The organism is Halorubrum laminariae (genome assembly GCF_024494655.1).
GTDB classification, from domain to species: Archaea; Halobacteriota; Halobacteria; order Halobacteriales; family Haloferacaceae; genus Halorubrum; species Halorubrum laminariae.
Genome location: NZ_JANHDL010000005.1, coordinates 26,396 through 51,246 on the forward strand (window position 1 = coordinate 26,396; position 24,851 = coordinate 51,246).

Sequence of the window (24,851 nt, forward strand, 5' to 3'; positions counted from 1 at the left end):
ACGATGACGCGAAACGCACCTGCGGTCCGTCTCAACGGGATAACCAAGCGATTTGGCGATGTCGTCGCGAACGACGGTGTCGACTTCACGCTGGAACCCGGCTCCATCCACGCGCTTCTCGGCGAGAATGGCTCTGGTAAGACCACGCTGATGAGCGTCCTGTACGGGCTCTACAACCAAGACGAAGGGACGATCCAAATCGATGGCGAGGATCAGATGTTCGAATCCCCACGGGATGCGATGGACGCTGGCATTGGGATGATCCACCAGCACTTCCAGTTGGTCAAGCCGATGACGGTGCTCCAGAACATCGTCCTCGGACACGAGCCGACCGCGAACGGACTGGTTGATAAGGACGACGCCAAGGCCGATATCGAAGCGATCTGCTCGCGGTATGGATTCGATGTCGACGAGTACCTTGACACACCAGTGGAGGACCTCGATCTGGGGACCCAACAGCGCGTCGAGATCGTCAAGAGCCTCTATCGCGGTGCCGAGATACTGATCCTCGACGAGCCAACAGCGGTCCTCACGCCCCAAGAGGTCGACAGTCTGATGGCGGTGATGAACGACCTTCGCGATGACGGTCGATCGCTGATTTTCATCTCGCACAAGCTCGATGAAGCCCTCGAGATCGCTGACGATATTACGGTCCTTAGAGACGGTGCAGCAGTTGGAACTGTTTCGGCTGCAACCACGACAGAACAAGACTTGGCACGGATGATGGTCGGCCGAGAAGTACTCTTCGATCGTCTCGATCGAGAGGGAGAGCCGGGTGCTCCCGTCCTCGAAGCTGATGGGCTTCGTGTGACCGGGGACCGTGGCCGCGAGCAGGTTTCGGAGGTCGATCTCACGCTCCGCAAGGGCGAGATCGTCGGTATCGCCGGCGTACAGGGGAACGGTCAAACCGAACTCGTCGAGGGAATCACCGGACTCCGTCCTCCTGACTCCGGGACTGTCAGCCTACGTGGGACCGATATCACCAACCGTAGTCGGCGCGCCCGCATCGAGGACGGGATCGCGTACGTGCCCGAAGACAGACAGACCGAGGGACTCGTCCAAGAATATAGCCTTCGCCGGAACGCCCTCCTCGGAAACCAGACGGTCGTGCCGTACGCCACCGAGGGCATCATCAACTGGGACGCGGTCGATGACCACGCCGAGAGTATCATCGAGGAGTACGACGTTCAACCGCCGAACCCGGACGCCGAGGCACAGTCACTGTCAGGCGGGAACCAACAGAAGTTCATCGTCGGCCGAGAGATTGGCCACGAACCCGACGTACTTGTCGCCTCCCACCCCACGCGCGGGGTCGATATCGGATCGATCGAGTTTATTCACGATCAGCTGATGTCGCTTCGGGACAACGGTATCGGCATTCTCGTCGTCTCCTCCAAACTGGAGGAGATCCAAAAGCTCGCCGACCGGATCGCCGTGATGTATGAAGGAGAGTTCATTGATATTGTGGATCCGGACGCGGTCAGCGAATCCGACCTCGGGCTCCTGATGGCTGGCCAATCGCTGGATGTCAGTGAGGCTGGTGGTTCCGTCGACGGCGAGGACGAGAGTGACCGCGACGGGGGCGACGACATTGACGGGGGTGTCGCGGCGTGAGCGGCGCGGACTCTGGTCGCGCACGTGCCGCGCTGGAGGCAGCCGCCAATCGCCTGCTCCGGGCAAGTGTCCTCGAACGGGTCGGCATCGGGATCGCGTCGACCGCCACGGCGCTGCTCATCGGGCTCGCGATCGCGGCAGTCGCCGGCTACGATCCGGTTCGATTCGCCGGGCAGTTGCTCGCGGGGGCGTTCGGAAGCGAGCGGGCGATCGCTCGCACGCTCCGGGGTACGACATTGTTCGTTCTCACCGGCGTCGCTGTCGCGGTTGCGTTTCGCGCCGGTGTGTTCAACATTGGCGTACAAGGGCAGTTCGTCGTCGGCGGATTCACGACCGTCGTCGCGATCATCTGGCTGGCGAATTTTATCCCCACCGGAGCTCTCGGTGGGGTGGTGCTGATGCTCGCTGGGAGCCTCGCGGGCGTCGTCGCCGGCGGGCTGTACGGAGCGCTCCCCGGCGTCATGAAGGCGTACGGCGACGCCAACGAGATCATTACGACGATCATGTTGAACTTCATCGCCACCGGGTTCGTCGGATGGCTTGTCGCGGGGCCCTTTGGCGACCCCGAGGCGACGGCGACGCGGACGCGACGGCTCCCGGAGAGCGTTGGGCTACCGCGGGTGGTGTTCGACGATCCGAATCTGTCGATAGTCGGACTTGTCGTCATGGTCGCCGTCGTCGCACTCGTCGCCGTGCTGATGGCCCGAACCCGATTCGGCTACGACATGGTAACGAGCGGGTACCAGAACACTGCTGCGACGTACTCCGGCGTCGATGCAAAGCGGATGATCATCGCGACGATGACACTGTCTGGCATGATTGCTGGACTAACCGGGGCGTTGTTCGTGATCATGATTCAGGGGTACTACACCGACCCATCCGGCATCGGCAACTACGGGTTCGACGCGATCGCCGTGAGCCTGCTGGCTGCCAACAACCCGCTCGGTGTTCTCCCTGCGGGGCTGTTGTTCGGCGGACTCGAGTCGGCGGGCTCGCACGTGCAGATCAACAGCGACGTTCCCGTCCAACTGATCGACGGTATCGTTGGGCTCGTCGTCCTCTTCGTCGCCGCGCCGGAACTATTCCGGATGATCGCCGCTCGCACGGGGCTAGGGGGTGAGGGCAAATGAGCCTCCTCGACGGGACGCGAGTCTCTCGCCTGCGCCTCGGTGGCCTCGGACTACTGGTAGCGGTGTTCGCCGGCGTGCTCGTGAGCGCGCCGGCTGACGGCGGGATCGACCGGATCCTCACACCGGGTTTCGTCACCCGGTCGCTGGAGATGGCGACGCCGATCGCGCTCGCGGCCCTCGGCGGGCTCTACGCCGAGAAGAGCGGGGTGTTCAACATCGGGCTTGAGGGGTTCATGATCGTCGGCGCGTTCACCGCGGCCGGCACGATGTTCGCGCTCGGCGGTACCTCGCCGACGCAGGGACACGTCTGGATCGCAATCGCCGTCTCGATGCTGGTCGCGGCAGCCCTGTCGGTTCTCTTTGCGGTCCTTTTGATTCGGTTCAAGGCGGACCAAATCGTGGCCGGGCTGGCGGTGTGGTTCGTCGGCCTCGGGTTCGCACCGTTCACTGCGGCGCTGGTCTGGGGAAGTCGGTCGAGCCCCGGACTCACAAGCGTCGACACCCTTGCACTCGGCCAGTCACCGTTGGTGTTCCTCGCGGCGCTCCTCGTCGGGGCCGGCTGGGTGGTCCTCTACCGGACACGGTATGGCTACTGGGTCCAAGCGGCCGGCGAGAACCCAGAGGCGCTCGACACCGCCGGCGTTGATGTCAACCGCGTCCGCTACGCGACGGTGATATTCTCCGGCGCGATGGCGGGGCTCGGCGGTGCCGTGCTGCTCGCGCACGCCGGCAACTTCGTCGGGACCGGACAGACGATGGTCGACGGTCGCGGATGGATCGCGATTGTCGCGTACCTGTTCGGTAACTACCATCCGATCGGCGCGGCGGCGGCGGCACTGCTGTTCGGCGCGCTTGACATGTTGAACGTCCAGTTCCAGACTGTCGGGATTGAAGTTCCTGCCCGCCTCGTCAATCTACTCCCGTATGCCGCAGTACTCGTAGTACTCACGGCGTGGGGGAAAACGCGGGTCCCGTCGATGGTCGGGGAGCCGTACGAGACCGAAGAGTGAACCGCTCGGAGTCAAGTGGTTCGAGACGCGGAGCGTCTCGGCATCACGGAAATCGAAGATTTCCGTACAACTCTGAGACTTCCCGTGGATTGGTCGGACACTCCCACACGCTCATCGGCCTAGTGGCCCCGAACGGTTGCGTGGGTCACGGACATCGAGGGGAACTTCGATTCATCGCCGGAAACCATCCACGAGAAGGCCTATCACCTTCTCCGACTTCTTGTTGCCAATCACCCCTTCGTCGATGCAAACAAACGCACCGCGCTCAACGTGACAGTTGTCTTCTACTTCCTCAACGGGTATCGGTTCGAGTGCGACAGCGAAGTGAGGACGATACTGAAAGCGTTCGGCACCGACGAAGCGGCTGTCGATGAGGAGGACACAACGACTATCTCCGATCCCACACCGAAGCACTCGATCTGGCTGATGAGATCAAAGCGTGGCGAGACGAACTCGTCCGGTACGGGCTATCGGAGTTGACAGGCGATTCGTCGGACGCGAACGATTAACGGCGTTCGACGCGTTCTTGCAGGCATGGCCACCGAAGAGGGAACAGAAACGACATCACCGACGAGTTTGGCAGGCAACCACTCGTATCGACAGTAGACGGGCGTGCACATTGGTCGACGCTCCGGAGAGATTGCTACAGGTACACAAGGCTCTGTGTTTCCACTGGAGAGTGACCACATGACCGTGATCCAGAGAGTTGTGAGGCGATGGAGTATACCGCCGCCTTCGACTGTCCCTCGAGCGTCAGTCCACACGCCCTTCGGCGTGGTGGTATCACTCACCACCTGAACAGTGATGTTCCGAAAGAGGTTGTCAGTGATCGCGCAAACGTGACTGCAGGTGTTCTCGACGAACACTACGACCGGCGGAGTCAGCGCGAAAGGATGGAACAGCGACGGGGGTATCTCGACAATATCTGATTTGTCGTAACGGTTATTGCTACACAATTTCAACACAGTAGCATGTCCGAAGCCAGTTCACCGCCGGAAAAAACGACGGTCAACATCCGAATAACGGAGACGTTTCTCTCCGACGTCGACGCGACGTGGGAAGAGTTGGGGTACAACAGCCGTAGCGAGTTCGTTCGCGACGTACTCCGTGACGCGGTGAAACATCCCGAGTTCAACCGTGCGGATCTCAAGGCTATCGCTGCGAGTGAGGTCGACATTCAGGAAGGCCGGACACACTCCAGCGAGGAGATCAAAGCGGGGTACGGACGTGAAGATACGAGTGAGCGATGAGCGAGGGGTGGGACTGGAAGCTCACCGATCGGTCGAAAAGACAACTCGACACACTCGACGAATACGCTCGCGACCGGATCATCTCGAAGCTTGAGGAAGTCGTTACCGATCAATGGCGGGAGCCGACAGACCACCTCGAACCGCTCGCGGGAGCGCCACATCAGAAGCTTCGGGTTGGACAGTTCCGCCTCGGATGCCGTGCCGATCGCGAACAACAAATTCTCTACGTGGTCACGATCAGAAAGCGGGGTGGAAACGCGTACAGAGGCGACGATTGAAATCCGTACGCCATCTGTACTGAGAAAAGTATTAGATCCAATGAATACCGGGTATAATCTATCAATAATACTCCAGCAGTCATCGAGTTCAACGAGCCTTTTGCCCGGTTTTTCGACTGTTCCATCGACTGCTAAAGTTCTTTGGCGCAAAACCGACGTTAAACGTCTGAAACTCTGTTTTTGGCTTCAGCAAACGACGCCTTGCTTCGTTCAGGTGAACATCTCCTATTCACTATTGGCGTCTTCCTGAGAAACATTCAATCGCTTGAGATCTAAGTGATTATCTGGAGATGTTCATTCAGTAAAATATAAGGAAATCACTCACAGATCGCAGTCGTCCAATCGTTCAGCATCGGGGGCTCACTTCCAATCGTGCTCGTCGATACCCTCGTAGTGTTTCAGGCGACTGTCGATCTCCCACGCTTCCCAGCCACACTCGTGGTACAGGACATCAGCGAGCTCGTCGAAGCGGCTCTTGTTGAGTTCGATACCACGGTTTCCGCGGTGGGTGATGTAGGGTTCGCGTCGAAGGTCCGCGTAGACGTCACGCGCAGTCGGGTAGTCGCCGTCGATCGCCGAGAGATTGAGAAGGGCATCCTCGCTGATCGGTGTTCCCCACTTGTGCTTCGCTATCATCGTCGCCAAGAGGGCACATTTCACCGACGGCTTCTCCATATCGCGGGAGTGAATCCACTTGTACATAAATGCTGTTAATGACCGTTAACAGTAGTGGGAACACTTATACACACTCAGGCGGTGTCTCTCTGTATGAGCAGTATGGAGCAGGCGGATGACCGCGGAGCGAAGAAGCAGCTCCGGAAGGAGCACCCGAGCGGGTGGTTCTACCTCACGCAACACGACGCGATTCCGATTCTCGTAGATGCGTTGCTTGATCTGCCGCCGAACCGCGAGTTCAACAAAACCGAGCTCGCAGAACACGCCGGCGTAACGCGTCAGACCGTCGGGAACTATACCGACCTCTTGTGTGAGGTTGAACTGATCGAGGAAGTTCCGAACACGTCACCGCGTCGGTACCGAGTCGCGGACAGCGATGTTGTCCGCGAGCTCTTCGAGCTGAACAGTGCGCTCAACAGCGTCGGCGAATAGCGACTGCCCGCGAGGAGCACGCCAAGTACTTCGAGAATCTGTTGATCCAACAAAGCGGCTTTGTTGAAATCCTCAGAAAGAGATATATCTGAACTGGGTTCTGGTCCGGACAGGGTGCTCACGAATCGCTCAATACAGGTGGTGCAATTACCAACGACGCCCAACTCAAGTGAATTACCGGAACAAGGACAAATAGTCAAAAAGCCTATTATCACTACTATGTGGTTTCAGGTATGTCCTTGAAGCGGCGAGTCATTCTCTTGGGCGGTGCGGCAACGGTCGGATTCGGGGCTCTTGGTTACTATGGGATAACGAGATGCGACGAGGCCGCCTGTTTTTCTTTTGAGTTTCAGGGTGCTGACCATGTGGCTAATAGATTAGATGTTCAGCATACGGGTGGCCAAGAGAGCCTGCAAGCGGGTGATGTGTACTTCCGCGAGGTTGTTGTTGACTGGGAGTCCCGAGAGACAGACACCATCGCATGGTCTGAGTTAGATGATGAGATGGAGCCAAGCGACACGATTGATGGCGATGAAATACGGCTCCAACTCTTGTGGGAAACGAACGTTGTGGAAATCCTGTGGCGGCAGGAGGGTGAGGAGACACTCATCGGAGCATGGGTTGACGAAGACGACGATGCTAGATAGGCAGTATTCAGTGATCGGCTATTTGATATAGTCTTATCTCTGAAAAGAGAACTACAACAGAGCCACCCTCTATTCAATAGTCGAATCTTGATGGAATTCGGGTATTCCCTCCGATCACGCAAGAGGAATGAGTCAATCGGCGATTGATTTTCTCTCCCTGTGCCAGTTTGGATGTACGCGAACCCCACCGATGCACCAGTGGACGGCCAGCTATCGAACGAAAGCACGCGCCTCGCATTATTACGGCGTCTACCCCGGCGCAGTCATGCGATCAGAACGATACGGGCGCGACGGGATCCCCGCGAGTGAGCGGAGCGAACGAGCGGGGGTCAGTCGCGCCCGTGTTCGAACGAGCGAAGCGACGTGAGAACACGGGCGCGACGGGTCTCCGGTAACCCATCTTGCGTCGAATCGGTTTGTGTTTCGTGACATGGTTGTAATCATTCGAGGAACTCCCACCGTCGCTCTGCTTTTTCGAGGTCCGAGGCCCGATCGTAGTGGAGATCGAGGACATCCTCGGAGGAATTCAATCGGTCCGAGACGATCGCACGAGGAACGTTATCGTTCCTATAGCGGGTGACCCGCGCCTTCCGAACGTCATGGGGCGAGCGAGCAGATGGGCACCCGCTCATCTTCGTGTAGTCCGTGAACTCGCACGTCTCTGGGTCCTCACCGTGCGGACAGCTGATACCGATAGCGCACGGGCGAGTCCACCGATAGAACGTGTTCCGAACTGCACTGTGTGATATCCGCCCCTCGCGTGTAGTGAACAGGGGACTGCGACAGTGGTCGTCGGTATTCTCGATGCGGGGACCGTCGATGTAGTCTTGAAGAATCTCAGCGACTCGGTTGCTGATTCGGTTCGTCCGCTCTCCGTCCATCTGATTTTTGAGCGGTGTATCCTTCCCCGGCCGGTGGACCAGCTCGATCCGTGGCTTGTCCACGTCGACGTACAGGTCACCGAGGTCGAGCGCACGGAGACCACCGAGGCGGACGCCCGTGTGCCAAACGAGTGCCCATATCGCGTGGTCGCGAGATGCGTACTCGTACTTGGCGAGATATTTCAGAATCTCAGGGACGCGTTCGGGTTGAATCGTCGAATCGCTCACCTGGTCATCCTTCGTGAGCGACGGGAGATCCACCCGTTCGTAGAAGTCAACGGGGACCGCCTCGATCTGCCCGCAGAACTTGATGAACACTCGGACCACTGTGAGCGCGGAGGCAAGAGTCCGCGGAGCAATCTCGTCGACTCTCCCCTGCGAGTAGCCGCCTTCTCGTCGCCAGCGACGGAACTGGAAGATGTCGCGACCAGACAGGTCGTTCATATTCTCGATTTCTCCCTTCTCCTCGCACCATTCGATGAACGCGCGAAGGTGACTCTCGTGAGACTGGTACGTCCAGTCGGCCGCCTCGTCTTGGAGAGCTTCGAGGTGGAGGTCGCGCGCCTCGGCCGGGGAAATCGGCTGGAGGTCCTCGTCGCTCACAGGTGGACCTCCGGGGCGTCGAGGAGATCGTGGTCCGGGTGCTCCTCGGCGAAGTGGTCGAGGTAGGCCGCGACCAGCCGCGCGTATCGGGTGAATCCGTCGTCGGGAAGTGGATCGATTGAGGCTCCGCACTCAGAGCACTTTGATAGAGTTGTTTCCATGTCTACGAATCTATTCAGAACACAACAAAATATAGTTTGCCCCCGTATCGAACGTTTCTCATCTTCGCCTATATAAAACTGCGGACAAGATAGCGTGTATGAGAAAGTCGGGAAAGTGGATGGTACTCCTCGACGAGCGAATACTGGAGTTATTCGCGGAGTCGGATGAGGAGTTCATGTCTCCGAGCGAGATCGCGGAGCATCCACGAGTCCCCTACAGCTCACAGTACGTCGGACAGCGATGCCAAAAACTCGCGAAACACGGACTGCTCCTCGCAGTCGGAAACGGAATTTACAAAGTGACCGACGAGGGGCTGGCGTATCTAGAGGGAGAGTACAACGCGGCAGAGAATGGGAATGCAGAGGTATCGAGCGGTGGAGATGCAGGTGAGACCTTAGACGAGGCCTAAATTATGAAAATGCGCCGGATGGGACGGTGGATGTACCCAGTTGATGAACGTATTCTTGAACATCTCTCCGAAGAATCGTGGGCGTCACCTTCTACAATGGCGGCTAGATCAGAGTTCCAACAACTCGACACTGATGCAGAATATATTGAACAGCGTTGTAGACGCTTGATAGAGCGAGAGCTTGTCATTCCAATAATGGATGACAAGGAAATGTATGAGATAACCCGTTGGGGACTAGCTTACTTGCGAGGAGATCTTGATGCCAGACATTTACAAAAGTGGACAAAAAATAGTGCATATTAATTATGAGTACAGAAGATGATCAGAAAAAAGATAGAACGGATACCTTGTCCGAAAAGTCGGCTAATACAGTTCTTACGAATCAAATAAAACTATACCAACATATCCAGCGTACTGCAACTAGACTGTTGAACGTAACTATCGGATTTGTTTCAGTATTAATAACCGGAGTAGGGGTTGTAACTGTATATCTCCCCGATCGAGCATGGTTGGAAGTTAGTCGATTTGACCGACCATTCGGTGCTGGAGACGATCTAGTAGCACTTACTATTCTTCTGTCAATTGTTTCGGGGACAGTCCTACTGTTAACAATTGCGGTGGCTTTGCTTACAGCCTATTCTAATTTAGCAGCCTTACTCTGGCCTAGAGATCTGTCTCCAATATTCCAGAGTGACAAAGAGAAGATCAGAATTATAAAAAACACGGGGAAAACCGACTCACTAGAGGATGCAATTAATACTAACAACTACATACTGAATGAACTTAGACAGACGCAATCAGATAGTTATCGTCTATTTATATTTGCTTTTATTCTATCTATGGCTATTTTTCTTGGAATAATCTCAATTAGTGGTGGGAATATATTCATATTGGTACTCATTCATTATCTCTCGGTGTTAGTCCCTGGTTTACCGGTGATAGCCTTTGTATCTGTATTAATAATTTCATATGCACATACACATTATGTAGTATATAAAATATGTGGTATGAATAAATATGTCCGAAGTTGTTATGTTTCTGTTGAATATATACTTTCTAATCCTATTGATTTTTCCAATAGTACTCTAAAATTTCTATACATGTGTGTTTCATCGGGTATTAGAGCAATCAATCTCCGCAATTCACCCACTCCATTCTTTTTCACGTTCATGTCGTTTTATTTGTTAATTAGCTTATTTGTTTGCTACGTCTGGTATGAATTGATCTTATCTCAAGTCACTACTGCTGGTTCAAATATGTTCGAAGTAGTGAGAGCCTTCCTCTAGGAACGCGCGACCCCCCACAAGGAGGGGTCGCGCGTTTGAACCTCAGTTGATGAAACCCTCAAAGAGGGGCGGGTCGGTGGGAGGGGCCGACCGAGTGAGGTTGCGTGCTGGACCAGTTGACCAGCCTAACCAGAGTATCGAACGCAGCCTACCAGCAGCAACGTCACTCGGCGGGACCACGATCGCGGAGTACGTCTAGCAGCTCGGGCCAGTCGAGATCGAGCGCAAACAGATCCGGTTCGAGGTTCCAGTCCCACGGCGCAGCATCGTTTGGGTCCGGTTCCACGGCCGCGGGTTCCAAGTTCTCGACGGTCCCACCGAACAGCTGATCGGTCGGTTTGTCAGCGTCCGCGGGCCAGTTGCCGAAGAAGTCGACATCTTTCTTGGAGTGTTTGAAGAACGCAGTCGTGAACAGCCGTTTCAGCTCCGGGTGACAGTCCTTGCCCGTGTGGAACACGGTTCCGAACACGTCGACGTTCACCTTCGCCATCCGCTTCGCGAGCGGAGAGAACTGTGCCGCGACCTCATAGCTCTGTGTTCGAGCATCGAAGTGGGTCGAGCCCTCGTCGATAAACACGAACTTCGGCCGGTCGCGATGCTCGATGCAGGTGACTGCGAGGTCGTGCGCGCTCGTGACCACGATATCCGTGCGGTCCCACGTCCGCGAGTTCGAGAGTACGAGGAGATCGTCGACGGTCGCCGAACGGAGTTCCACGAGCAGAGCCATCAAGTTCGTCTTTCCCGTGTTCGGGTTTCCGGCACCGCCGATGAACGCGGTCGCGTCGTTGTTTGTCATCAGCTCGTCGAGCCGCAGCGGGAGCCGCAGTGACGAGGCGTCGAGGTCCTGCTCGGTGATACCGACCAGATGCGAGAGCAGCATCGAGTTCCCCGAGCGGATCGCCTCGGATGCCTGCCGGGACTGTTGGGTCCGGTCGACGAGCGACAGCAGCTCGGGTTTGCCCTCTACGTCCGGCTCGATATCGTCGAGGAAGACCGAGGCAGCCACGTCGTCGGGAGCGAGCGCACCCGCGCCCGAGGCGAGGTCGCGGTCCGTATCGAGGTTTCCCGAGAGCTGTTCAGCGAGCTTCGCCGCGGTCAGCATTCCTTCGTCAACGTCGGTCAAGATACAACACCCCGAGCAGCGTTAAGATGATGAACGAGAGCATGATCACGTCCTTGTCGAAGCCGTACGAACCGAACCCGACGAGTCCGACGGCCATAACGTAGAACAGCCCTTCACCGAGCGGGTCGGAGTCACCCATCGACGGACACCTCCGTTTTCTCTGCGTGACCGTTCTGTTTGGTCGACGATTCTGCTTCTCCGAAGTCGAAACCCGACTTGTGGTCGAGGTCGTCGAGGTCTTCGTCGTCCACGAGGTCGGAGAGATCGTCGTCGGTCGCATCGTCGAGGCCGAAGGCTTCGAGTTCCTGGTCGATAGCGCGACCGATACCATCACCCGAATCGGGAAGCGACCCGTCTTCGAACAGCTCGATCACACGCTCCACCGTGTTGCGGGTGGCCCGGCGGACAACCGTGAACGCGGAGGCTTCGAGGATGAAGCCGCGCTGGGCGTCGTCTTGGAGCTGGCCGCGACACTCGTGGACCGCACGAAGCGCACGGGTTAGCTCGCGGTCGTCGAGGGTGCCGCGCCACGTCCCGACGACAGTATTGTCTTCGAGGTCGACCTGTTTGCCGACATAGAGGTTCGGCGACAGTTGCGTCAGGTCGTAGCTCGGATTTTTGAAATCCTCGCCGTCGAGAATGTCCATCTCGCGGAACTCATCGGGCGGGAGTCGGTAGATCGCGCCGTCGAGCACGGTGGCGTCGAGGTCCATCAAGTAGATCCACGACGGATTGTAGAGCCACGAGGTGACTTTTTGTCCGACCATGAATCCGATGGGCGAGACGGCGACAGCGGCGACACCGACGATGTACCAGAAGCGCGGGACTTCGAGGTCGAAGCCGACGACCATCGCGCCAGCAGCGAGCAGCGAGGAGCCAGCGATTATCTCAGGCAGGCGGCTCTTGGCCGCCTCGATGTATCGACGATGGGCGGGTAGTTCAGGTTTGGTTTGTGGGTGTTGCGTCATGCTATTCGCTCTGATTTTTGGTCTCGTCCGTAGACGACTTTCGCGACGATGTACAGGGTCACGAGCGCGACGCCGAGTCCCCCACCGAGGCCAGCAGCTTGTGCATCCGAGGCGGTGAAGGGACCGGCGATGATCGGCGAGGAGGCTTCGAGCGGAATCCCGTACAGTGTGGTTCCGTCGTCGATCGTGACGCCCGCCGCACCGCTCGCCGGTTGGACGCCGAAGCGGATTGTCGTGCGTCCGTCGACGACGTACGACTGCCTGTTGAGTTCGCGCGGTTCCGAAAGCGCGACGGCTTCAGTGACAGTGATGCGGTCACGGGTTTTGGAGTCGAGCACGAGCACGGCGGCACTGCCGTCGTACTCGGCAGAGCAGAGCGACAGTGTCGGTGAGATGTGTTGGGTACAGGCGTCAGTCTGTGCGGTTGCGTTCGGGGTTTCAGCGGTCGTGTTCGTGGCGTCTTGGGCGGCGACACCGCCCGAGAGGGTTGCCACTGCGACGACTGCGATAAGTAAAAAACGTGAGTTCATGGGATTAGTTCGAGGAAGCGAACAGTGCGGCGGCACCAGCAACGACGAGCGCGACGATCTCCCCCGGAAGCCCGAACATGTCGAGGCCGGAGAGGTCGAGGCCGCCACCGCCGTTGTTTTGGCTGTTCTCGTACTTCTCGATCAGCTCTTGATTCTGCTGTTCGAGGTCGTCCCACTCCTCCTGTGTGATATAGTTCGAATCGTCCTGCGGCTCGGACGAGGTGAAGGAGGTCGAGTCAGCAGACTCGCCGGTTTCGGTGTTGACGAGTTCGTCGACGGTGAACGAGCTTTCGAGGCCGAGCGTTTCGTACTGCGTTTCGGTCGCAGTCGCGTGGAAGCGCGCCGAGTCGACTTCCGTGATAGGCGTTTCGAGGTCGCCCGACGCGTCGTGCGACCATGTGCCGTCGCCGTTGTCCGTCCAGTCAGCAGCCGGGACCGAGACGGTTTCCTCAGCCGTGGTCGTCACCTCGATCGCGGTGGTCTCGTACGGTTCCGAGGTGATAGTGATGGTTCCGCCGTCGACGGCGGTTTCGATAGCGGACCAGTCGCCCTCGACGAGACTCAGGTCCGTGGTGAAGTAAACATCACCAGCGAAGTTAGCCGGGTTGTAGGTTGTACCGGCTTCGAGCGGACCATCAGACGAGTCAGAAAGTCCGAACGAGCCAGTCATGGTCGCGCCGGTGCTGTCGACCGTGATCGTGGCTTCGCGTTCGAGGTCGACAGGCTGATTCAGTGCGACGAGGTCGGCGATAGCCCGTGAGGTGCCTTCTTCTTCGGCCATCATGGAGGCGCGTTCACGAGGTGTGACGAGTTCGGAGACTTCGATTTCGCCGGACTGAACGTCACCGTAGACGGACGTGACCCACGTCGAGATGCTATCTGAGACAAGAGCGTAGTTAGATTGGAGCGTAGAGTAGATGGAGTTCCAATCAGAGAACTTCATGTAGGTGACCGACTCAGAAGGACCAACCACGGCGACATAATTGGCACCCCATTGTGCGAGAGAATCGTCTTTCTGCGTAGGGTCAAACCGAGAGTAGTGGTCACTCATGTCAGTAGCGTCGTCAATTTGGAGAAGGGTGAACGTGGACCCATCAGAGAGCGTTAGGTCCATCTCCCGGTAGATGGGAGACCCCTCGAAGTCCCGAGACGATCCGACGTAGTCAAGCTTTTGAGGATCGGTATCAAGTGAAAGGTCCGGGTGATTTTCGACATTCGAAACGATACCGTCAACCTCCCGGACGGATTCATTCCACGACTTGAGCAGGTTTTCCTCAACGGTGGCAAAGTACGCATCAATAGCGTTTTGCGCAGCGGAGAGAACATCAGACTCAGTGGAGCCAGCGTTTAGCTCCTCGATGGCGGCGATCTTTGCCTCCGTGTAGGCAATATGTTCGACGCCATCGAGAATGTTTTCATTGTCGACGATAGTGCTCGCGTTCGTCGATTTCCGGGTGCGAGCAGTCTCATACATCTGCTGTTTGAGCACGTCAGCCGTCAGCCCCTCAGGAGGTGCGTCAGCACCGATGATTTCGGAGTCGCGCATCGACCAGCCGAAGCCGAGCGCGCCAGCAGCGAGCGCGCCAGCGACGAGCGGGGCGACGGCTTGCGTGTTGCCAACCGGTCCGTGCTCGTACGAGAGGCCAGCGGCGGCGACAGCAGACGCGCCGAGTCCCTTCACGAAGGTCCGGCGGCCAAGACGAGAGCCAGACCGAACAGCATCACTGTCAGAGTCCAAAGCGTCCCGAGTAGGAGCGCTTGGAGAGGCGTTACCGCTAGTGGTTGTGTCATTTTTGGTAGGCATAATGGTGAAGTCGGAGAGTGATTACCGAACAGCGACGCCCCACGCCACGACCGTCGCGAGGAACGCGACGATCGGGCCGACGTTGCTGCTCGTGTTCACGATGTCCGCGACTTGTGGCACGTACTGGTAGCCGAGAATCAGGAGCGGACCAGCTGCGATAGCGACCTGCTCCGACTGCTCGTAGTGCTCGAACGATTTCGTCTCACTGCTGGCGAATGCGACCACGTACGCACCGAGCGAAACGTAGGTCGCGTGTTGCGCCGTGAGCGTGTAGTTCGAGAGCCAGACGAGCGTGATGTCGGTGATACCGCCGAACTGGTAGAGACCAGCAGCGACGAACGCGACCGACAGGAGCGCGGGGATCGTCCGCAGGTGCGTGTAGTCGGCGACGACCGACTGCATCGAGTTCGAGTAGGATGACGCCATCAGTCGTTACCCGGAATCTTGCAGAAGGTCGGGATGTACGTCTCACCGTCGTCCATCTCGACTTCTTCGGTTCCGCGACCGATCCAGACCGTATCTCCGCGTTCGAGATTCCCCTGCTTGAGCGCAGTCTTCACCTCGTCTTTGGCGAAGTAGTCCTCGACGCCGCGGTCCTGGTCCTTGATAGTGAGCCGGAACCACGAGCCGTAGTCTCCTTCTCCCTCGGAGATGTCGAGCACAGGCCCGGTCATGGTTTCACCGGGGGAGAGTTCGATCGCTTCCGATCCATCCGACGTAGGCGCGGCGGCGTCAACGAATCCGTCCGGCGCACTTGGCATTTCGCTCGCCATTACAATTGGTAGTGTGCGAAACTTGTAGATAAATGGGACAACTGTGCACAGTGAAAGTAAAACTCAGAATCAGTAGCAAGCAAAGCCATCATTTATTCTTTTTATATAGTACTTTTGACGGTCGAGCGGATTTCGTCGAGCGCGGACGGTGGAAGCATGAGCTGCCCGGCGATGGAGATCGGCGAGGTTTCACCGGTCGACTCGACCAGCTCCTTGATGGCAACTCGCTCTTGCTCACAAAGCATCGATTCAGGCGGAGACGACTGCCTCTCAAATCGGGTGGTGTACCAGTCGTCAGACCACTGTTTCGGTGTCACCCGACCGTTAGCCTGTACGGTTTCGGACCATTCGCGGGCGATCAGCTCCGGCGGTGGAACCCGACCGGAACGAACGTCGAATTCGTCGAACAGCGATGTATTCTCCCACGGTTCCGGACCACTAAGCACAGCGGGCTGCGGGAGGTACGGGAGGTCGGTTCGATCCATTATCGAGCCAGTGCCCTCGACGACGATCGTGCCGTAGGCCGTACCGCCGGGCGAGCCGATTTCCGTTTCCTCCTCGGTAGAGAGTTGCACGACAGCATCCGGTGCCCATTCAGGTTCCCGCTCGAACCCGTCTCGATGTCTCTCAGCAGGCGGAGCTTCCGCAGATTGCGGTATCGGCACCTCTCCCGATATCGTATGATTTGGCGCTTCGGTTTCAGTCGCACACAGCGGGCAGGTATCGGGTTCGTCGTGATCACATCGCCGAGCGCGTGTTTCCGACCCGAGCGATCCGGCCGAGCGGGCCGACGGCCATCGCTCTGCAAGCGTCCGTTCTTGCTCACCGCCGTCGGTTTGTTCCTGGTCGGTGGTCGATTCGGAGAGCCGTGACTGAGCGAGGGATTCAGACTGGTCGATACCGTGAGGTGACCCACACTCCGCGCATTCGTAGGTAAGTCCCGGTTTCGAGGAACGAACAATAGAGTCGCCATGTGGAACGGTTTGCTCAGTCTCAGGGTCGAAATACTGCTGTTGGCAAGCGTCGGCTTTGCACGCGGCGGTCGCCCACCGCGATCGGCTGTATTTCTGAGTTGTCGTCGCCCACTGCGAGGCCGCCCACATGAGGTATTCATCAGATCGTTCGAGGAGATCTTCATCTGGGGCGACAGCGAGGTATTCGGAGACGTAGCCCGCGAAATCTTGAATGTCGTCGTCTTCGCGGACTGTTACGGCCATCTCGATGTTGTGAGCGGACCAGCCGGCACCCTCACATTCGGAGACGTGTTTCGCGACGATCGGCCGGTATGTTTCTGGGTCGATTGCGACACTCGTCGGGGTCGAGGTCGCAGCTGCATCGAAGATGACGACCGGGTGGCTGTGTGAGTATCCGGTTGCGTCTTTCTGTGGACCGGGATGCGGTTCAGACTGCCACCACCAAGCGTATTCGCCGGGCGATAGGCCGAGTGTGTCTTCCAGTACGTAGCGCAGTGTTCGCTTCACCGAGTTTGACGACCCGGACCACGCGTCGCGAATCTCCCGATCGTGGTCTGCCATCGGACGAAATGACCCATCGGAACCGAGCGACGAAGCAGTCAGACCGAACAGTACCGTGACCGGTTCGGCGTATTCGGCTTCACAGGTACGTCCGCAGGGATATTTGCCGCCCATGAATTGACGCTTGAGTGCCTTGAGACGTGCGTATTGGGTTGATTGATACTTTGGTGTGAGGCTGTTGTCCATGTCGATAAGGAACGATTCATAGTCGTTCCGAATCTCGGAGCCGCGAGCCATCCGGAGGAACTTGTCCCGATATCCCTCGTACCAGTCGAGCATTTCTTCGATGGCAGCAATCAGCGGGAGTGAGTCGCGGGACACTGTTTCTTCGACAGACTTCTGTTGGTTTTCGCCGATATCGACGGTTCGGAGGACGGTTTCGGGTTCTTCAAGAACTTCTTCGCGAAGCTTCCGACCGTGGACTGTGGAAACGGGCTCGAAGACGCGATCTTCGTATCGCTCGATGATTCCAGACACACGCTCTTCGACAGTCGGGAGGTCGGGAGGTCGGAGTGAGAGTTCTGGAGAGTTAGGGCCTGTATCGTTCGACGCGGGGTAAGTCCCGTTGGATAGCCAAGCCGCAGCCGCATCCGCTTCCCGCGGCGCACTCATCGCTCACCTCCCGGTGTGCGCGACACCACGACCGCACCGCCACTCGTTTGGCGACCGAAGGTCGCCTGTGCGCGGTCGACGCCGTTCGGTCCGCGTCCGGCGGACCTCACGGACCGCAAGGTCGTCGACCGCTTGGAGAGATTGTCAGGGCTCGCCTCGAGTATCGACGAGCGACAGAGCCGAATCCGTAGGGAGGTGGACCGGCGCGCAGCTGTGCCCGTCACTCTTCGAGCGGATTCGCAAGTTCGGATGGACGACGGTCACAGTCGAGGCGGTGACCGTACTCGATCCCGCTCGTCGAGTTCTGCGTACACCGCTGGCCGCAGACCGGACACCAGAACTCACCCGGACCAGTGGCAGTGAGGTGACAGTGAGAGTTCGACTCTGAACCGAGGCTCACCAGAAACCACCCCGTTTTGCGGAGGAAACCGCCCGACTGCGATGGGGTGGTTTTGAAGAGAAACTTATCGCGGGTTCTGAACGACTTTTCTCAGACGCTAAAGTGCGGGATTCGGCGTCGTAGAATAGCCTATCGGCTGGTTTTCTTTTGCTCTGCCGCGAGTTAATTTCAGACGGGCGCGACGGGATTTGAACCCGCGGCATCTTGGTCCGGAACCAAGTGCTCTGTCCGCTGAGCTACGCGCCCTCACGGCCGAATATCGCTGGAGAGCGTTTAACGCTTCTGACTCTGTGTCTCCGATGTGACGAAGACGACACACGAACCACCGATCGAGTACCGAGAGCTTCAGACGAATATCAGCCCTACATTCGACGGATCTTGGTGATGTCTGCCGATTGTCTCGTAGATTATCAAATTCGATTCCCAGAGGGAGCGGATTTATCTGTTACCGATCGTAGTCCGTGACAAGCGTGACCTTCCGATCGACCAACGAAACGCGAGCGGGGCTCCGCAGTGGTACCGAACGGCCCCGAACCGACGGGTCTCGGAAGGGAGAGAAGCGTTCTGAGAAGGCGGCTGCCGACCGCGAGGGATCGAGCGACGACGCCACACCCGTTGGGAGCGGTCCGAACGCGCCGAGGATGGACAGGTTCGTCGCCGCGGTCGCAGTCGACGGCGAGGTGGTGTTCGCGGGGCCGTCGGTCCCGGACGTCATCGGTGTCGAGCGGGAGGCGCTGACCGGCGACGATCTGCTGTCGTACGTGCATCCGAACGACCGTACGGCCGTCTCCGACGGGCTCTCCGCGGTCGCGACCGATCGAACCGTCACCCATCGCATCCGACACGCGAACGGGGGATTCGTCTGGGTCGAGTCGGTCGTCGACGAGGAGTTGGCACCCGAGTTCGGCGGGCGCGTCGTCACCGTGCGTCGCGTCGACGTCGATCAGACATTTCCGGAGCGGTTCCGACGGTTTCTGGAGTACGGCACCGACCTCGTGACCGTCGTCGACGCGGACGGTCGAGTCAGGTACGAGAGTCCATCGATCGAGGAGGTGCTCGGGTACGAGCAAGGGTCAACTGTGGGTCGCTCACCGCTCGGCTACGTCCATCCAGACGACCGCGAACGCGTGACGGAGCGGTTCTACCACGCGCTCACCGAACCGGACGCGACCCCGACGCTCGAGTACCGGTACCGTACCGCTGACGGCGACTGGGTCTGGCTGGAGTCACAGACGCGGTCGCTGCCCGGCGACAGCGTCGGAGGACGGCTCCTCCTCAACTCGCGAGACGTGAGCGAACGGAGGGCGCGAGAGCGGCGGCTCACCGACCGCAACGAACGGCTCGATCGGTTCGCAAGCATCGTCTCGCACGACCTGCGGAACCCGCTGTCCGTGATACGCGCGTCGATGGAGATGGCACGGCTCAGAGACGACACGACGCCGCTCGCCCGCGGCGAGCGCGCGGTCGATCGGATCGACCAGCTCGTCTCCGAGCTACTGACGCTCGCGCGCCAAGGGTCGGGGATCGACGAGCCGACGGAGTTCACGCTCGACGGAGTCGTCCGCGACGCGTGGGGGACTGCCGGGAGCCCCGACGCCACCCTCGTCGTCGACGCTGAGGCGCGAGTCAGAGGCGACCGCGGCCGTCTGCGGCAGGCGTTCGAGAACCTGTTCCGAAACTGCATCGAACACGGCACTGCGGAAGAGACCGATGACACGACAGATCAGACGAGTCTCACCGTCGTCGTGACCGCGACCGGAACGGGGTTCCTCGTCGCCGACGACGGTCCGGGAGTCGATCCGGACCACCGCGACCGCGTGTTCGAGCCGGGCGTGACAACCCGCGAGGACGGAACGGGGTACGGGCTCGACATCGTCAGGGAGATCGTGGAGTCACACGGCTGGGAGATCACGCTTCGCGAGGAAGCGGTCGACATCGCACGAGTCGGCGAGAGCAAGCGCGAGGCCGTCGGCGGCGAGAGCAGCACGGTCGCAGAAGGCGATATCGACGGCGCGTGCTTCGAGGTCTGCGCACCGGGGCCCAAGACCGCCGGGACCGAACCGTGGATCGATCGGTGAACGGACTCGTTCACCGATCCCGCTCGAACGCCGCAGCGAACGTCGCTTTGTCGACGGCGAGAACCGTCGGCCGACCGTGGGGGCACGCGTACGGCCGGTCACACTCACCGAGCCGGTCGACGAGCGCTCGTTGTGCGTCGGGAGCCAAGTCACCGATATCACCGCGTTTCAGGGACGGATGACACGCGAGGTCCGCGAGCAGCGTCTCGCGAGCGTCCCGCGGCCGTTCCCCGGCATCGAGCCCGGCGAGCGCCTCGCGGAACCCGTCGCCGTCGAGTGTCCGTCCGAACGGCGCGGGGACGGACCGGAGCCGGACCGTGTCGCCGCCGAACCGTTCCGTCTCGAATCCGAGCGCGTCGAGGGCGTCCGCGTGCGCCGCCGCCGCCGCGGCCTCGTCGGCCGACAGCGAGACGGTCGCCGGCGGATCGAGTGACACTGTCGGGACGGGGTCGCCGTCGAACACCCGTGCGAGCCGCTCGTAGTTCACCCGCTCGTGGGCGGCGTGGCCGTCGACGACGAGCAGGTCGTCGCCGGATTCGACGAGGAGGTAGAGGTCGCGGAACGTCCCGATCGGCTCCGCGTCCGCGAACGCCGCCGGACGCTCTCCGTCCTCGCCGCCGACGGGCTCCAGCGCGGCGTCGAGACCGGTTTCGACCGCTTCTCTCCGTCGGAGGTCCGCACCGGTGAGGGCGTCGGCGACGGCCGTCTCGATCGCGTCGGCGACCGCATCGGCGTCGCGGAGTCCCACCTCTCGCTTCGCCGGGTGGACGTTCGGATCCACGCGGGTCGCCGAAATCGAGACATCGACCGCGGCGACGGGCTCTCTGCCGTCCGGGAGGAGCCGCCCGTACCCGGCGCGGACCGCGGCCGCGAGGCGGTCGTTGCGGACCGGTCGTCCATTCACCGAGATCCGGACGTGGTCGCGCGAGGCGCGGGTAATCGAGGGGTACACGAGGACGCCGGTCACCTCGATTGAGTCGGGTCCGTCCCTACGTTTGGGATCGACCGCAGCGCTCGCGTCAAGTTCGGTCGAGCGGCTCGCAGTCTCGCGGTCGTACACGCCCAATAGCGCGTCCGTGATCCCCGAGCCGGACGTCGACAGCGTCCGCGACCCGTCGTGGTCGAGCGTGAACGCGACGCCGGGGTTCGCGAGCGCGTAGTCCGCGACGAGCGAAGAGACCCGCGCGAACTCGGCGGCCGCTCCCGCGAGCGACTCGCGGCGCGCGGGCCGAGTCGTGAACAGGTCCTCGACGACGACGGTGGTGCCGCGGGCGCGGCCGGCGTCGGAGACCGTCGGCTGGCACGGGTCGGATTCGGGCATCTTTTTTCGGTCCGCCATTTCGTCCGTCGCCCTTCCGTCCGCGACCGTCCCGTCGAGGACGACTCGGGTACCGACCGCGCCGCCGTCGTTCGTGACGAGTTCGAGCCGCGCGGCGTCGGTGATGGCCGCGAGCGCCTCGCCGCGGAAGCCGAGCGAGTTGACGCCGACGGGGTCGCCGTCGGGTGCCAACTTGCTCGTCGCGTGCCGCTCGACGGCCCGATGTGCGTCCTCGCGGCCCATGCCGTGGCCGTCGTCTACGACGCGGATCCGGTCGGTCCCGTCGCCCGCGACCGCGACCTCGACGCGGGAGGCGTCGGCGTCGAGCGCGTTGTCGATCAGTTCGGCGACGACGCGGGCCGGTCGGGTGACGACCTCGCCGGCCGCGATCCGGTCGACCGTGGCGGGATCGAGCCGACGGACCGACGACGCGTCCGAGTCGTCGTCGACGCTATCACCCGTCATCGTCGGCCCGTGACTGGAGGTCGTGTAAGGTGTTTAGCGCCTCTATCGGCGTCATGCGCGCGATGTCGAGATCGCGGAGGTCGGCGATGAGATCAGGGGGATCCTCGGCGGCGCGTGTGTCTTCACCGCCGGGGTCCGACGATTCACCGGACATATCTCCGGCGGTTCCGACATTCTCGGTGTTCTCGTCGATGAACTCATCGAGGGCGGCGTCCGGTGTGTCGGCGTCGGTGTTCGATGAGTCGTCAGTAGCTCCCCGACCCTCGCCCGCCACGATCGACCGGGCCCGCTCGACGACGGGCGTGGGAACGCCAGCGAGCTCGGCGACTTCGACGCCGTACGACGAGGAGGAGACGCCGGGAACGACCCGGTGGAGGAACGTCACGTCACCGTCGTCGCGGGTGGCGGCGAAGTGGAGATTGCGGACGCGATCGTGCCGGTCCGCGAGGTCGGTGAGTTCGTGGTAGTGCGTCGCGAAGAGCGTCGTCGCCCCAAGCTCGTCGTGGACGAATTCGGCGGCGGCGCGGGCGATGGCGCGCCCGTCGGTCGTGGCCGTTCCGCGACCCACCTCGTCCAAGAGTACGAGCGAGTCGGGGCCGGCGTCGTGGAGAATCTCTGTCAGTTCGCTCATCTCGCGCATGAACGTCGACTGTCCCCCCGCGATGTCGTCGGAGGCACCCACGCGGGTGAACAGCCGGTCGAAGACGGGCAGCTCGGCCGCCTGCGCTGGGACGAACGAGCCGGTCTGTGCGAGCACGACCGCGAGCGCGACGGACCGCATGTACGTGGACTTCCCGCTCATGTTTGGCCCGGTGATCAGGGTGACGGAGCCTCGGGGGAGGGTCGCGTCGTTCGGGACAAACGACGCCTCGGAGCGCTCGACGACGGGATGCCGTCCCCCCTCGATCTCGATCCCCGCGTCGGGGTCATCGACGATCTCCGGGCGAACGTACCCGCTCTCGACGGCGACGGTCGCGAGCGAGGCGAGCGCGTCGATCTCGCTGATCGCGTCCGCGAGCGCCTGAATTCGCTCGGTCTCGTCGGCGACGCGCTCGCGGACGTCGACGAACAGGTCGTACTCCATGGCGTCAGCCCGCTCCGTGGCACCGACGATCGCGTCCTCTCGCTCTTTCAACTCCGGCGTGACGTACCGCTCGCTGTTCTTGAGCGTCTGTCTCCGGCGGTAGTCGTCCGGAACTCGGTCGCGGTTGGCGTCCGTCACCTCGATGTAGTAGCCGTGGACCTGCGTGTGGCCCACCGACAGCGAGTCGATCCCGGTCCGCTCGCGCTCGCGCGCCTCTAGGTCCGCGATCCACTCGCGCCCCTCGCGTTCGGTCGCCCGCAGGTCGTCGAGGTCGGCGTCGAACCCCTCGCGTATCACGCCACCCTCCGTGATCTCCTGTGGCGGATCGACGGCGATCGCCGAGTCGATCAGCGCTCTGATCTCCTCCAACTCGTCGAGCCGGCCGCGGAGGTCGCGGAGGTGGTCGGACTGAGGGAGCGCGTCGGCATCCTCGGTGTCGGCACCCCCGGCGTCCGTGGTTGCGTCCGTCTCGTCAGAGACGCCCGAGAGCACCGCCTTCAGCTCCGGGACGACTGCGAGCGTCGCGTGCAGCGACCGGAGATCGCGGGCGTCAGCGCGGCCCCGAGAAACGCGACCGACGAGCCGTTCGAGGTCGTACGCTGCGGCGAGGGAGTCGCCGACCGCCTCGCGGACCAGCGTGCGGTCTACGAGTTCCTCGACCGCATCGTGCCGGCCGGCGATCGCGTCGGGGTCGACCAGCGGTCGGCGGAGCCAGCGCTCCAGACACCGGCGACCGAGCGCGCAGTTCGTCCGGTCGAGCACGTCGAACAGCGTGTCGCTCGCGCCGAGGCCGCGGTTCTCGAACAGCTCTAAGCTACGCTGGGCGGCCGCGTCGAGCCGGAGCCTGTCTCGCGGGTCGTACCGTCGGATCCGGGTGACGTACGAGAGTGGTCCGTCGTCGCCCTGCGTGTACTCGGCGTACGCGAGCACTGCCCCCGCCGCGCGGAGCGCCGCGTCCTCGTCGAAGCGTCGGTCCGGTGACGGGAGGTACGGCTCCAGCCGCTCGGTCGCGGCTCGGAGGTCGAAGACGCCGGGATCGTGGTCGTGCGTCGTCCAGCCGCGGTTGGCGTCCGCGGGATCGAACGCGGGTGCGTCCGGGCCGACGATGAGCTCTGCCGGCGCGATCCGGTCCAGTTCCCCGGCGACCGTCTCGGGGTCGCCGGCGGTGACGAGACACTCCCCGGTCGAGACATCGACGGCGGCGAGACCGACCGACGCGTCGCAGCCGGCGGGGCCGGCCCATTCATCGTATCCGGCGTCTTCGGCCGTTCTGTCGTCTGAGCGGCCGTCGCCGCCCGCCACCGCCGCGACGTAGTTCGTCGTTCCCGCGTCGAGGAGGTCGTCCTCGACGACGGTGCCGGGCGTTATCACCTCGGTGACGGCGCGGTCGACGAGTCCCGAGGCCTGTTCCGCGTCCTCCACTTGGTCGCCGAGCGCGACGCGGTAGCCGGCGTCGAGCAGCGTTTCGAGGTAGGGGCCGGCGTTGTCGATCGGGATCCCGGCCATGGGGTAGTCGCCGGTCGAGTCGGAGCGCTCTGTGAGCGTCACTTCACAAACCCGCGCGACCGTCTCGGCGGCCTCACAGAACGCCTCGTAGAAGTCGCCGACTTGGAACAACACGAGGGCGTCCCCGTGGGCGGCACACAGATCCGCGTACTGCGAGAGCATCGGCGTCAGTTCGTCACGGGCCGCGGCGATCCCCGGCGGGAGCCCCGTCACCGTCTCTCGGTCCGCCGTTGGCATATCACGAACCGAGACGCCCGCGGACATAAACCGTGCGGAGG

Annotated in this window: 24 protein-coding genes, 1 tRNA gene and 2 pseudogenes; 12 read left to right on the plus strand and 15 right to left on the minus strand. The window is 60.9% G+C overall.

Annotated elements, in window-relative coordinates; all coding sequences use genetic code 11:
• Positions 1-3: 3 nt before the first annotated feature.
• From NO887_RS10200 to NO887_RS10225, 7 genes and pseudogenes are all read left to right on the plus strand, one after another.
• A complete protein-coding gene (locus tag NO887_RS10200) occupies positions 4-1,614 on the plus strand; it encodes an ABC transporter ATP-binding protein (RefSeq protein WP_256418184.1) in 1,611 nt (536 codons plus the stop codon).
• Positions 1,611-2,744, plus strand: a complete 1,134-nt coding sequence (locus NO887_RS10205; protein ID WP_256418185.1) for an ABC transporter permease — start codon at positions 1,611-1,613, stop codon at positions 2,742-2,744. The genes NO887_RS10200 and NO887_RS10205 overlap by 4 nt, the downstream gene beginning before the upstream one ends.
• Positions 2,741-3,754 carry an ABC transporter permease gene (locus NO887_RS10210; protein ID WP_256418186.1) on the plus strand — a complete coding sequence of 338 codons (1,014 nt, stop codon included), beginning with the start codon at positions 2,741-2,743 and terminating at the stop codon, positions 3,752-3,754. Before NO887_RS10205 ends, NO887_RS10210 begins: the two co-directional genes overlap by 4 nt.
• 159 nt (positions 3,755-3,913) lie before the next feature.
• A pseudogene (locus NO887_RS10215) lies at positions 3,914-4,263 on the plus strand (type II toxin-antitoxin system death-on-curing family toxin); the annotation flags it as partial.
• A 45-nt stretch (positions 4,264-4,308) separates the two neighbouring features.
• Positions 4,309-4,683, plus strand: a pseudogene (locus NO887_RS18585) (tyrosine-type recombinase/integrase); the annotation flags it as partial.
• A 42-nt stretch (positions 4,684-4,725) separates the two neighbouring features.
• Positions 4,726-5,004, plus strand: a complete 279-nt coding sequence (locus NO887_RS10220; protein ID WP_256418187.1) for a ribbon-helix-helix domain-containing protein — start codon at positions 4,726-4,728, stop codon at positions 5,002-5,004.
• Positions 5,001-5,282: a type II toxin-antitoxin system RelE family toxin gene (locus NO887_RS10225; protein ID WP_256418188.1), complete on the plus strand. Its 282-nt coding sequence runs from the start codon at positions 5,001-5,003 to the stop codon at positions 5,280-5,282. Before NO887_RS10220 ends, NO887_RS10225 begins: the two co-directional genes overlap by 4 nt.
• Positions 5,283-5,642: 360 nt before the next feature.
• On the opposite strand, the gene NO887_RS10230 is transcribed toward NO887_RS10225, so the two are convergent.
• Positions 5,643-5,957, minus strand: coding sequence for a hypothetical protein (locus NO887_RS10230; protein ID WP_256418189.1), 315 nt, complete (start codon positions 5,955-5,957; stop codon positions 5,643-5,645).
• A gap of 93 nt (positions 5,958-6,050) precedes the next feature.
• Between NO887_RS10230 and NO887_RS10235 the strand changes: the two genes are divergently transcribed.
• Complete coding sequence (locus NO887_RS10235; RefSeq protein WP_256418190.1) at positions 6,051-6,389, plus strand: hypothetical protein; 339 nt, start codon at positions 6,051-6,053, stop codon at positions 6,387-6,389.
• Positions 6,390-6,622: 233 nt separating this feature from the next.
• Positions 6,623-7,036, plus strand: a complete 414-nt coding sequence (locus tag NO887_RS10240) for a hypothetical protein (RefSeq protein ID WP_256418191.1) — start codon at positions 6,623-6,625, stop codon at positions 7,034-7,036.
• Positions 7,037-7,476: 440 nt separating this feature from the next.
• On the opposite strand, the gene NO887_RS10245 is transcribed toward NO887_RS10240, so the two are convergent.
• Positions 7,477-8,520: a tyrosine-type recombinase/integrase gene (locus NO887_RS10245; protein WP_256418192.1), complete on the minus strand. Its 1,044-nt coding sequence runs from the start codon at positions 8,518-8,520 to the stop codon at positions 7,477-7,479.
• Positions 8,517-8,681, minus strand: a complete 165-nt coding sequence (locus tag NO887_RS10250) for a hypothetical protein (RefSeq protein WP_256418193.1) — start codon at positions 8,679-8,681, stop codon at positions 8,517-8,519. The genes NO887_RS10245 and NO887_RS10250 overlap by 4 nt, the downstream gene beginning before the upstream one ends.
• 98 nt (positions 8,682-8,779) lie before the next feature.
• Between NO887_RS10250 and NO887_RS10255 the strand changes: the two genes are divergently transcribed.
• On the plus strand, positions 8,780-9,091 hold the full coding sequence (locus NO887_RS10255) for a hypothetical protein (RefSeq protein ID WP_256418194.1): 312 nt from the start codon (positions 8,780-8,782) through the stop codon (positions 9,089-9,091).
• A 305-nt stretch (positions 9,092-9,396) separates the two neighbouring features.
• Positions 9,397-10,377: a hypothetical protein gene (locus NO887_RS10260; protein ID WP_256418195.1), complete on the plus strand. Its 981-nt coding sequence runs from the start codon at positions 9,397-9,399 to the stop codon at positions 10,375-10,377.
• Positions 10,378-10,540: 163 nt separating this feature from the next.
• Here the strand turns inward: NO887_RS10260 and NO887_RS10265 are convergent, their stop codons facing one another.
• From NO887_RS10265 to NO887_RS10310, 10 genes are all read right to left on the minus strand, one after another.
• Positions 10,541-11,500, minus strand: a complete 960-nt coding sequence (locus NO887_RS10265) for a hypothetical protein (RefSeq protein ID WP_256418196.1) — start codon at positions 11,498-11,500, stop codon at positions 10,541-10,543.
• Complete coding sequence (locus NO887_RS10270) at positions 11,487-11,639, minus strand: hypothetical protein (RefSeq protein WP_256418197.1); 153 nt, start codon at positions 11,637-11,639, stop codon at positions 11,487-11,489. Before NO887_RS10270 ends, NO887_RS10265 begins: the two co-directional genes overlap by 14 nt.
• Positions 11,632-12,468, minus strand: coding sequence for a DUF8125 domain-containing protein (locus tag NO887_RS10275; RefSeq protein ID WP_256418198.1), 837 nt, complete (start codon positions 12,466-12,468; stop codon positions 11,632-11,634). The genes NO887_RS10270 and NO887_RS10275 overlap by 8 nt, the downstream gene beginning before the upstream one ends.
• Positions 12,465-12,998: a DUF8063 family protein gene (locus NO887_RS10280; protein WP_303652295.1), complete on the minus strand. Its 534-nt coding sequence runs from the start codon at positions 12,996-12,998 to the stop codon at positions 12,465-12,467. The genes NO887_RS10275 and NO887_RS10280 overlap by 4 nt, the downstream gene beginning before the upstream one ends.
• Before the next feature lie 4 nt (positions 12,999-13,002).
• Positions 13,003-14,679 (minus strand): Env/VP5 family phage fusion protein, encoded by a 1,677-nt coding sequence (locus tag NO887_RS10285; protein WP_256418200.1) that lies wholly within the window; start codon positions 14,677-14,679, stop codon positions 13,003-13,005.
• 144 nt (positions 14,680-14,823) lie between these two features.
• Positions 14,824-15,228, minus strand: coding sequence for a DUF8023 family protein (locus tag NO887_RS10290; RefSeq protein ID WP_256418201.1), 405 nt, complete (start codon positions 15,226-15,228; stop codon positions 14,824-14,826).
• Positions 15,228-15,575 (minus strand): hypothetical protein, encoded by a 348-nt coding sequence (locus NO887_RS10295; RefSeq protein WP_256418202.1) that lies wholly within the window; start codon positions 15,573-15,575, stop codon positions 15,228-15,230. The genes NO887_RS10290 and NO887_RS10295 overlap by 1 nt, the downstream gene beginning before the upstream one ends.
• Before the next feature lie 101 nt (positions 15,576-15,676).
• Positions 15,677-17,587, minus strand: coding sequence for a hypothetical protein (locus tag NO887_RS10300; RefSeq protein ID WP_256418203.1), 1,911 nt, complete (start codon positions 17,585-17,587; stop codon positions 15,677-15,679).
• A gap of 355 nt (positions 17,588-17,942) precedes the next feature.
• The gene (locus tag NO887_RS10305; protein ID WP_256418204.1) at positions 17,943-18,122 is read right to left on the minus strand and encodes a hypothetical protein; all 180 of its coding nucleotides are present in this window, start codon (positions 18,120-18,122) and stop codon (positions 17,943-17,945) included.
• Positions 18,123-18,295: 173 nt separating this feature from the next.
• Positions 18,296-18,368, minus strand: a tRNA-Arg gene (locus NO887_RS10310).
• Between the two features lie 224 nt (positions 18,369-18,592).
• Between NO887_RS10310 and NO887_RS10315 the strand changes: the two genes are divergently transcribed.
• A complete protein-coding gene (locus NO887_RS10315) occupies positions 18,593-20,200 on the plus strand; it encodes a PAS domain-containing protein (protein WP_379811735.1) in 1,608 nt (535 codons plus the stop codon).
• 10 nt (positions 20,201-20,210) lie between these two features.
• Here NO887_RS10315 and mutL read toward each other — a convergent pair whose 3' ends face one another.
• Entirely contained in the window at positions 20,211-21,983 is a 1,773-nt protein-coding gene (gene mutL / locus NO887_RS10320; RefSeq protein WP_256418205.1) for a DNA mismatch repair endonuclease MutL, read from the minus strand.
• Positions 21,973-24,810, minus strand: coding sequence for a DNA mismatch repair protein MutS (gene mutS / locus NO887_RS10325; protein WP_256418206.1), 2,838 nt, complete (start codon positions 24,808-24,810; stop codon positions 21,973-21,975). The genes mutL and mutS overlap by 11 nt, the downstream gene beginning before the upstream one ends.
• Positions 24,811-24,851 lie beyond the last annotated feature (41 nt).

What these genes read in the sequence shown, in the direction of transcription:
- NO887_RS10200 (WP_256418184.1), top strand. Translation starts at nt 4, where the DNA reads ATGACGCGAAACGCACCTGCGGTCCGTCTCAACGGGATAACCAAGCGA.
- NO887_RS10210 (WP_256418186.1), top strand. Translation starts at nt 2,741, where the DNA reads ATGAGCCTCCTCGACGGGACGCGAGTCTCTCGCCTGCGCCTCGGTGGC.
- NO887_RS10220 (WP_256418187.1), top strand. Translation starts at nt 4,726, where the DNA reads ATGTCCGAAGCCAGTTCACCGCCGGAAAAAACGACGGTCAACATCCGA.
- NO887_RS10225 (WP_256418188.1), top strand. Translation starts at nt 5,001, where the DNA reads ATGAGCGAGGGGTGGGACTGGAAGCTCACCGATCGGTCGAAAAGACAA.
- NO887_RS10230 (WP_256418189.1), bottom strand. Translation starts at nt 5,957, where the DNA reads ATGGAGAAGCCGTCGGTGAAATGTGCCCTCTTGGCGACGATGATAGCG.
- NO887_RS10235 (WP_256418190.1), top strand. Translation starts at nt 6,051, where the DNA reads ATGAGCAGTATGGAGCAGGCGGATGACCGCGGAGCGAAGAAGCAGCTC.
- NO887_RS10240 (WP_256418191.1), top strand. Translation starts at nt 6,623, where the DNA reads ATGTCCTTGAAGCGGCGAGTCATTCTCTTGGGCGGTGCGGCAACGGTC.
- NO887_RS10250 (WP_256418193.1), bottom strand. Translation starts at nt 8,681, where the DNA reads ATGGAAACAACTCTATCAAAGTGCTCTGAGTGCGGAGCCTCAATCGAT.
- NO887_RS10255 (WP_256418194.1), top strand. Translation starts at nt 8,780, where the DNA reads ATGAGAAAGTCGGGAAAGTGGATGGTACTCCTCGACGAGCGAATACTG.
- NO887_RS10260 (WP_256418195.1), top strand. Translation starts at nt 9,397, where the DNA reads ATGAGTACAGAAGATGATCAGAAAAAAGATAGAACGGATACCTTGTCC.
- NO887_RS10270 (WP_256418197.1), bottom strand. Translation starts at nt 11,639, where the DNA reads ATGGGTGACTCCGACCCGCTCGGTGAAGGGCTGTTCTACGTTATGGCC.
- NO887_RS10275 (WP_256418198.1), bottom strand. Translation starts at nt 12,468, where the DNA reads ATGACGCAACACCCACAAACCAAACCTGAACTACCCGCCCATCGTCGA.
- NO887_RS10280 (WP_303652295.1), bottom strand. Translation starts at nt 12,998, where the DNA reads ATGAACTCACGTTTTTTACTTATCGCAGTCGTCGCAGTGGCAACCCTC.
- NO887_RS10290 (WP_256418201.1), bottom strand. Translation starts at nt 15,228, where the DNA reads ATGGCGTCATCCTACTCGAACTCGATGCAGTCGGTCGTCGCCGACTAC.
- NO887_RS10295 (WP_256418202.1), bottom strand. Translation starts at nt 15,575, where the DNA reads ATGGCGAGCGAAATGCCAAGTGCGCCGGACGGATTCGTTGACGCCGCC.
- mutL (WP_256418205.1), bottom strand. Translation starts at nt 21,983, where the DNA reads ATGACGGGTGATAGCGTCGACGACGACTCGGACGCGTCGTCGGTCCGT.
- mutS (WP_256418206.1), bottom strand. Translation starts at nt 24,810, where the DNA reads ATGCCAACGGCGGACCGAGAGACGGTGACGGGGCTCCCGCCGGGGATC.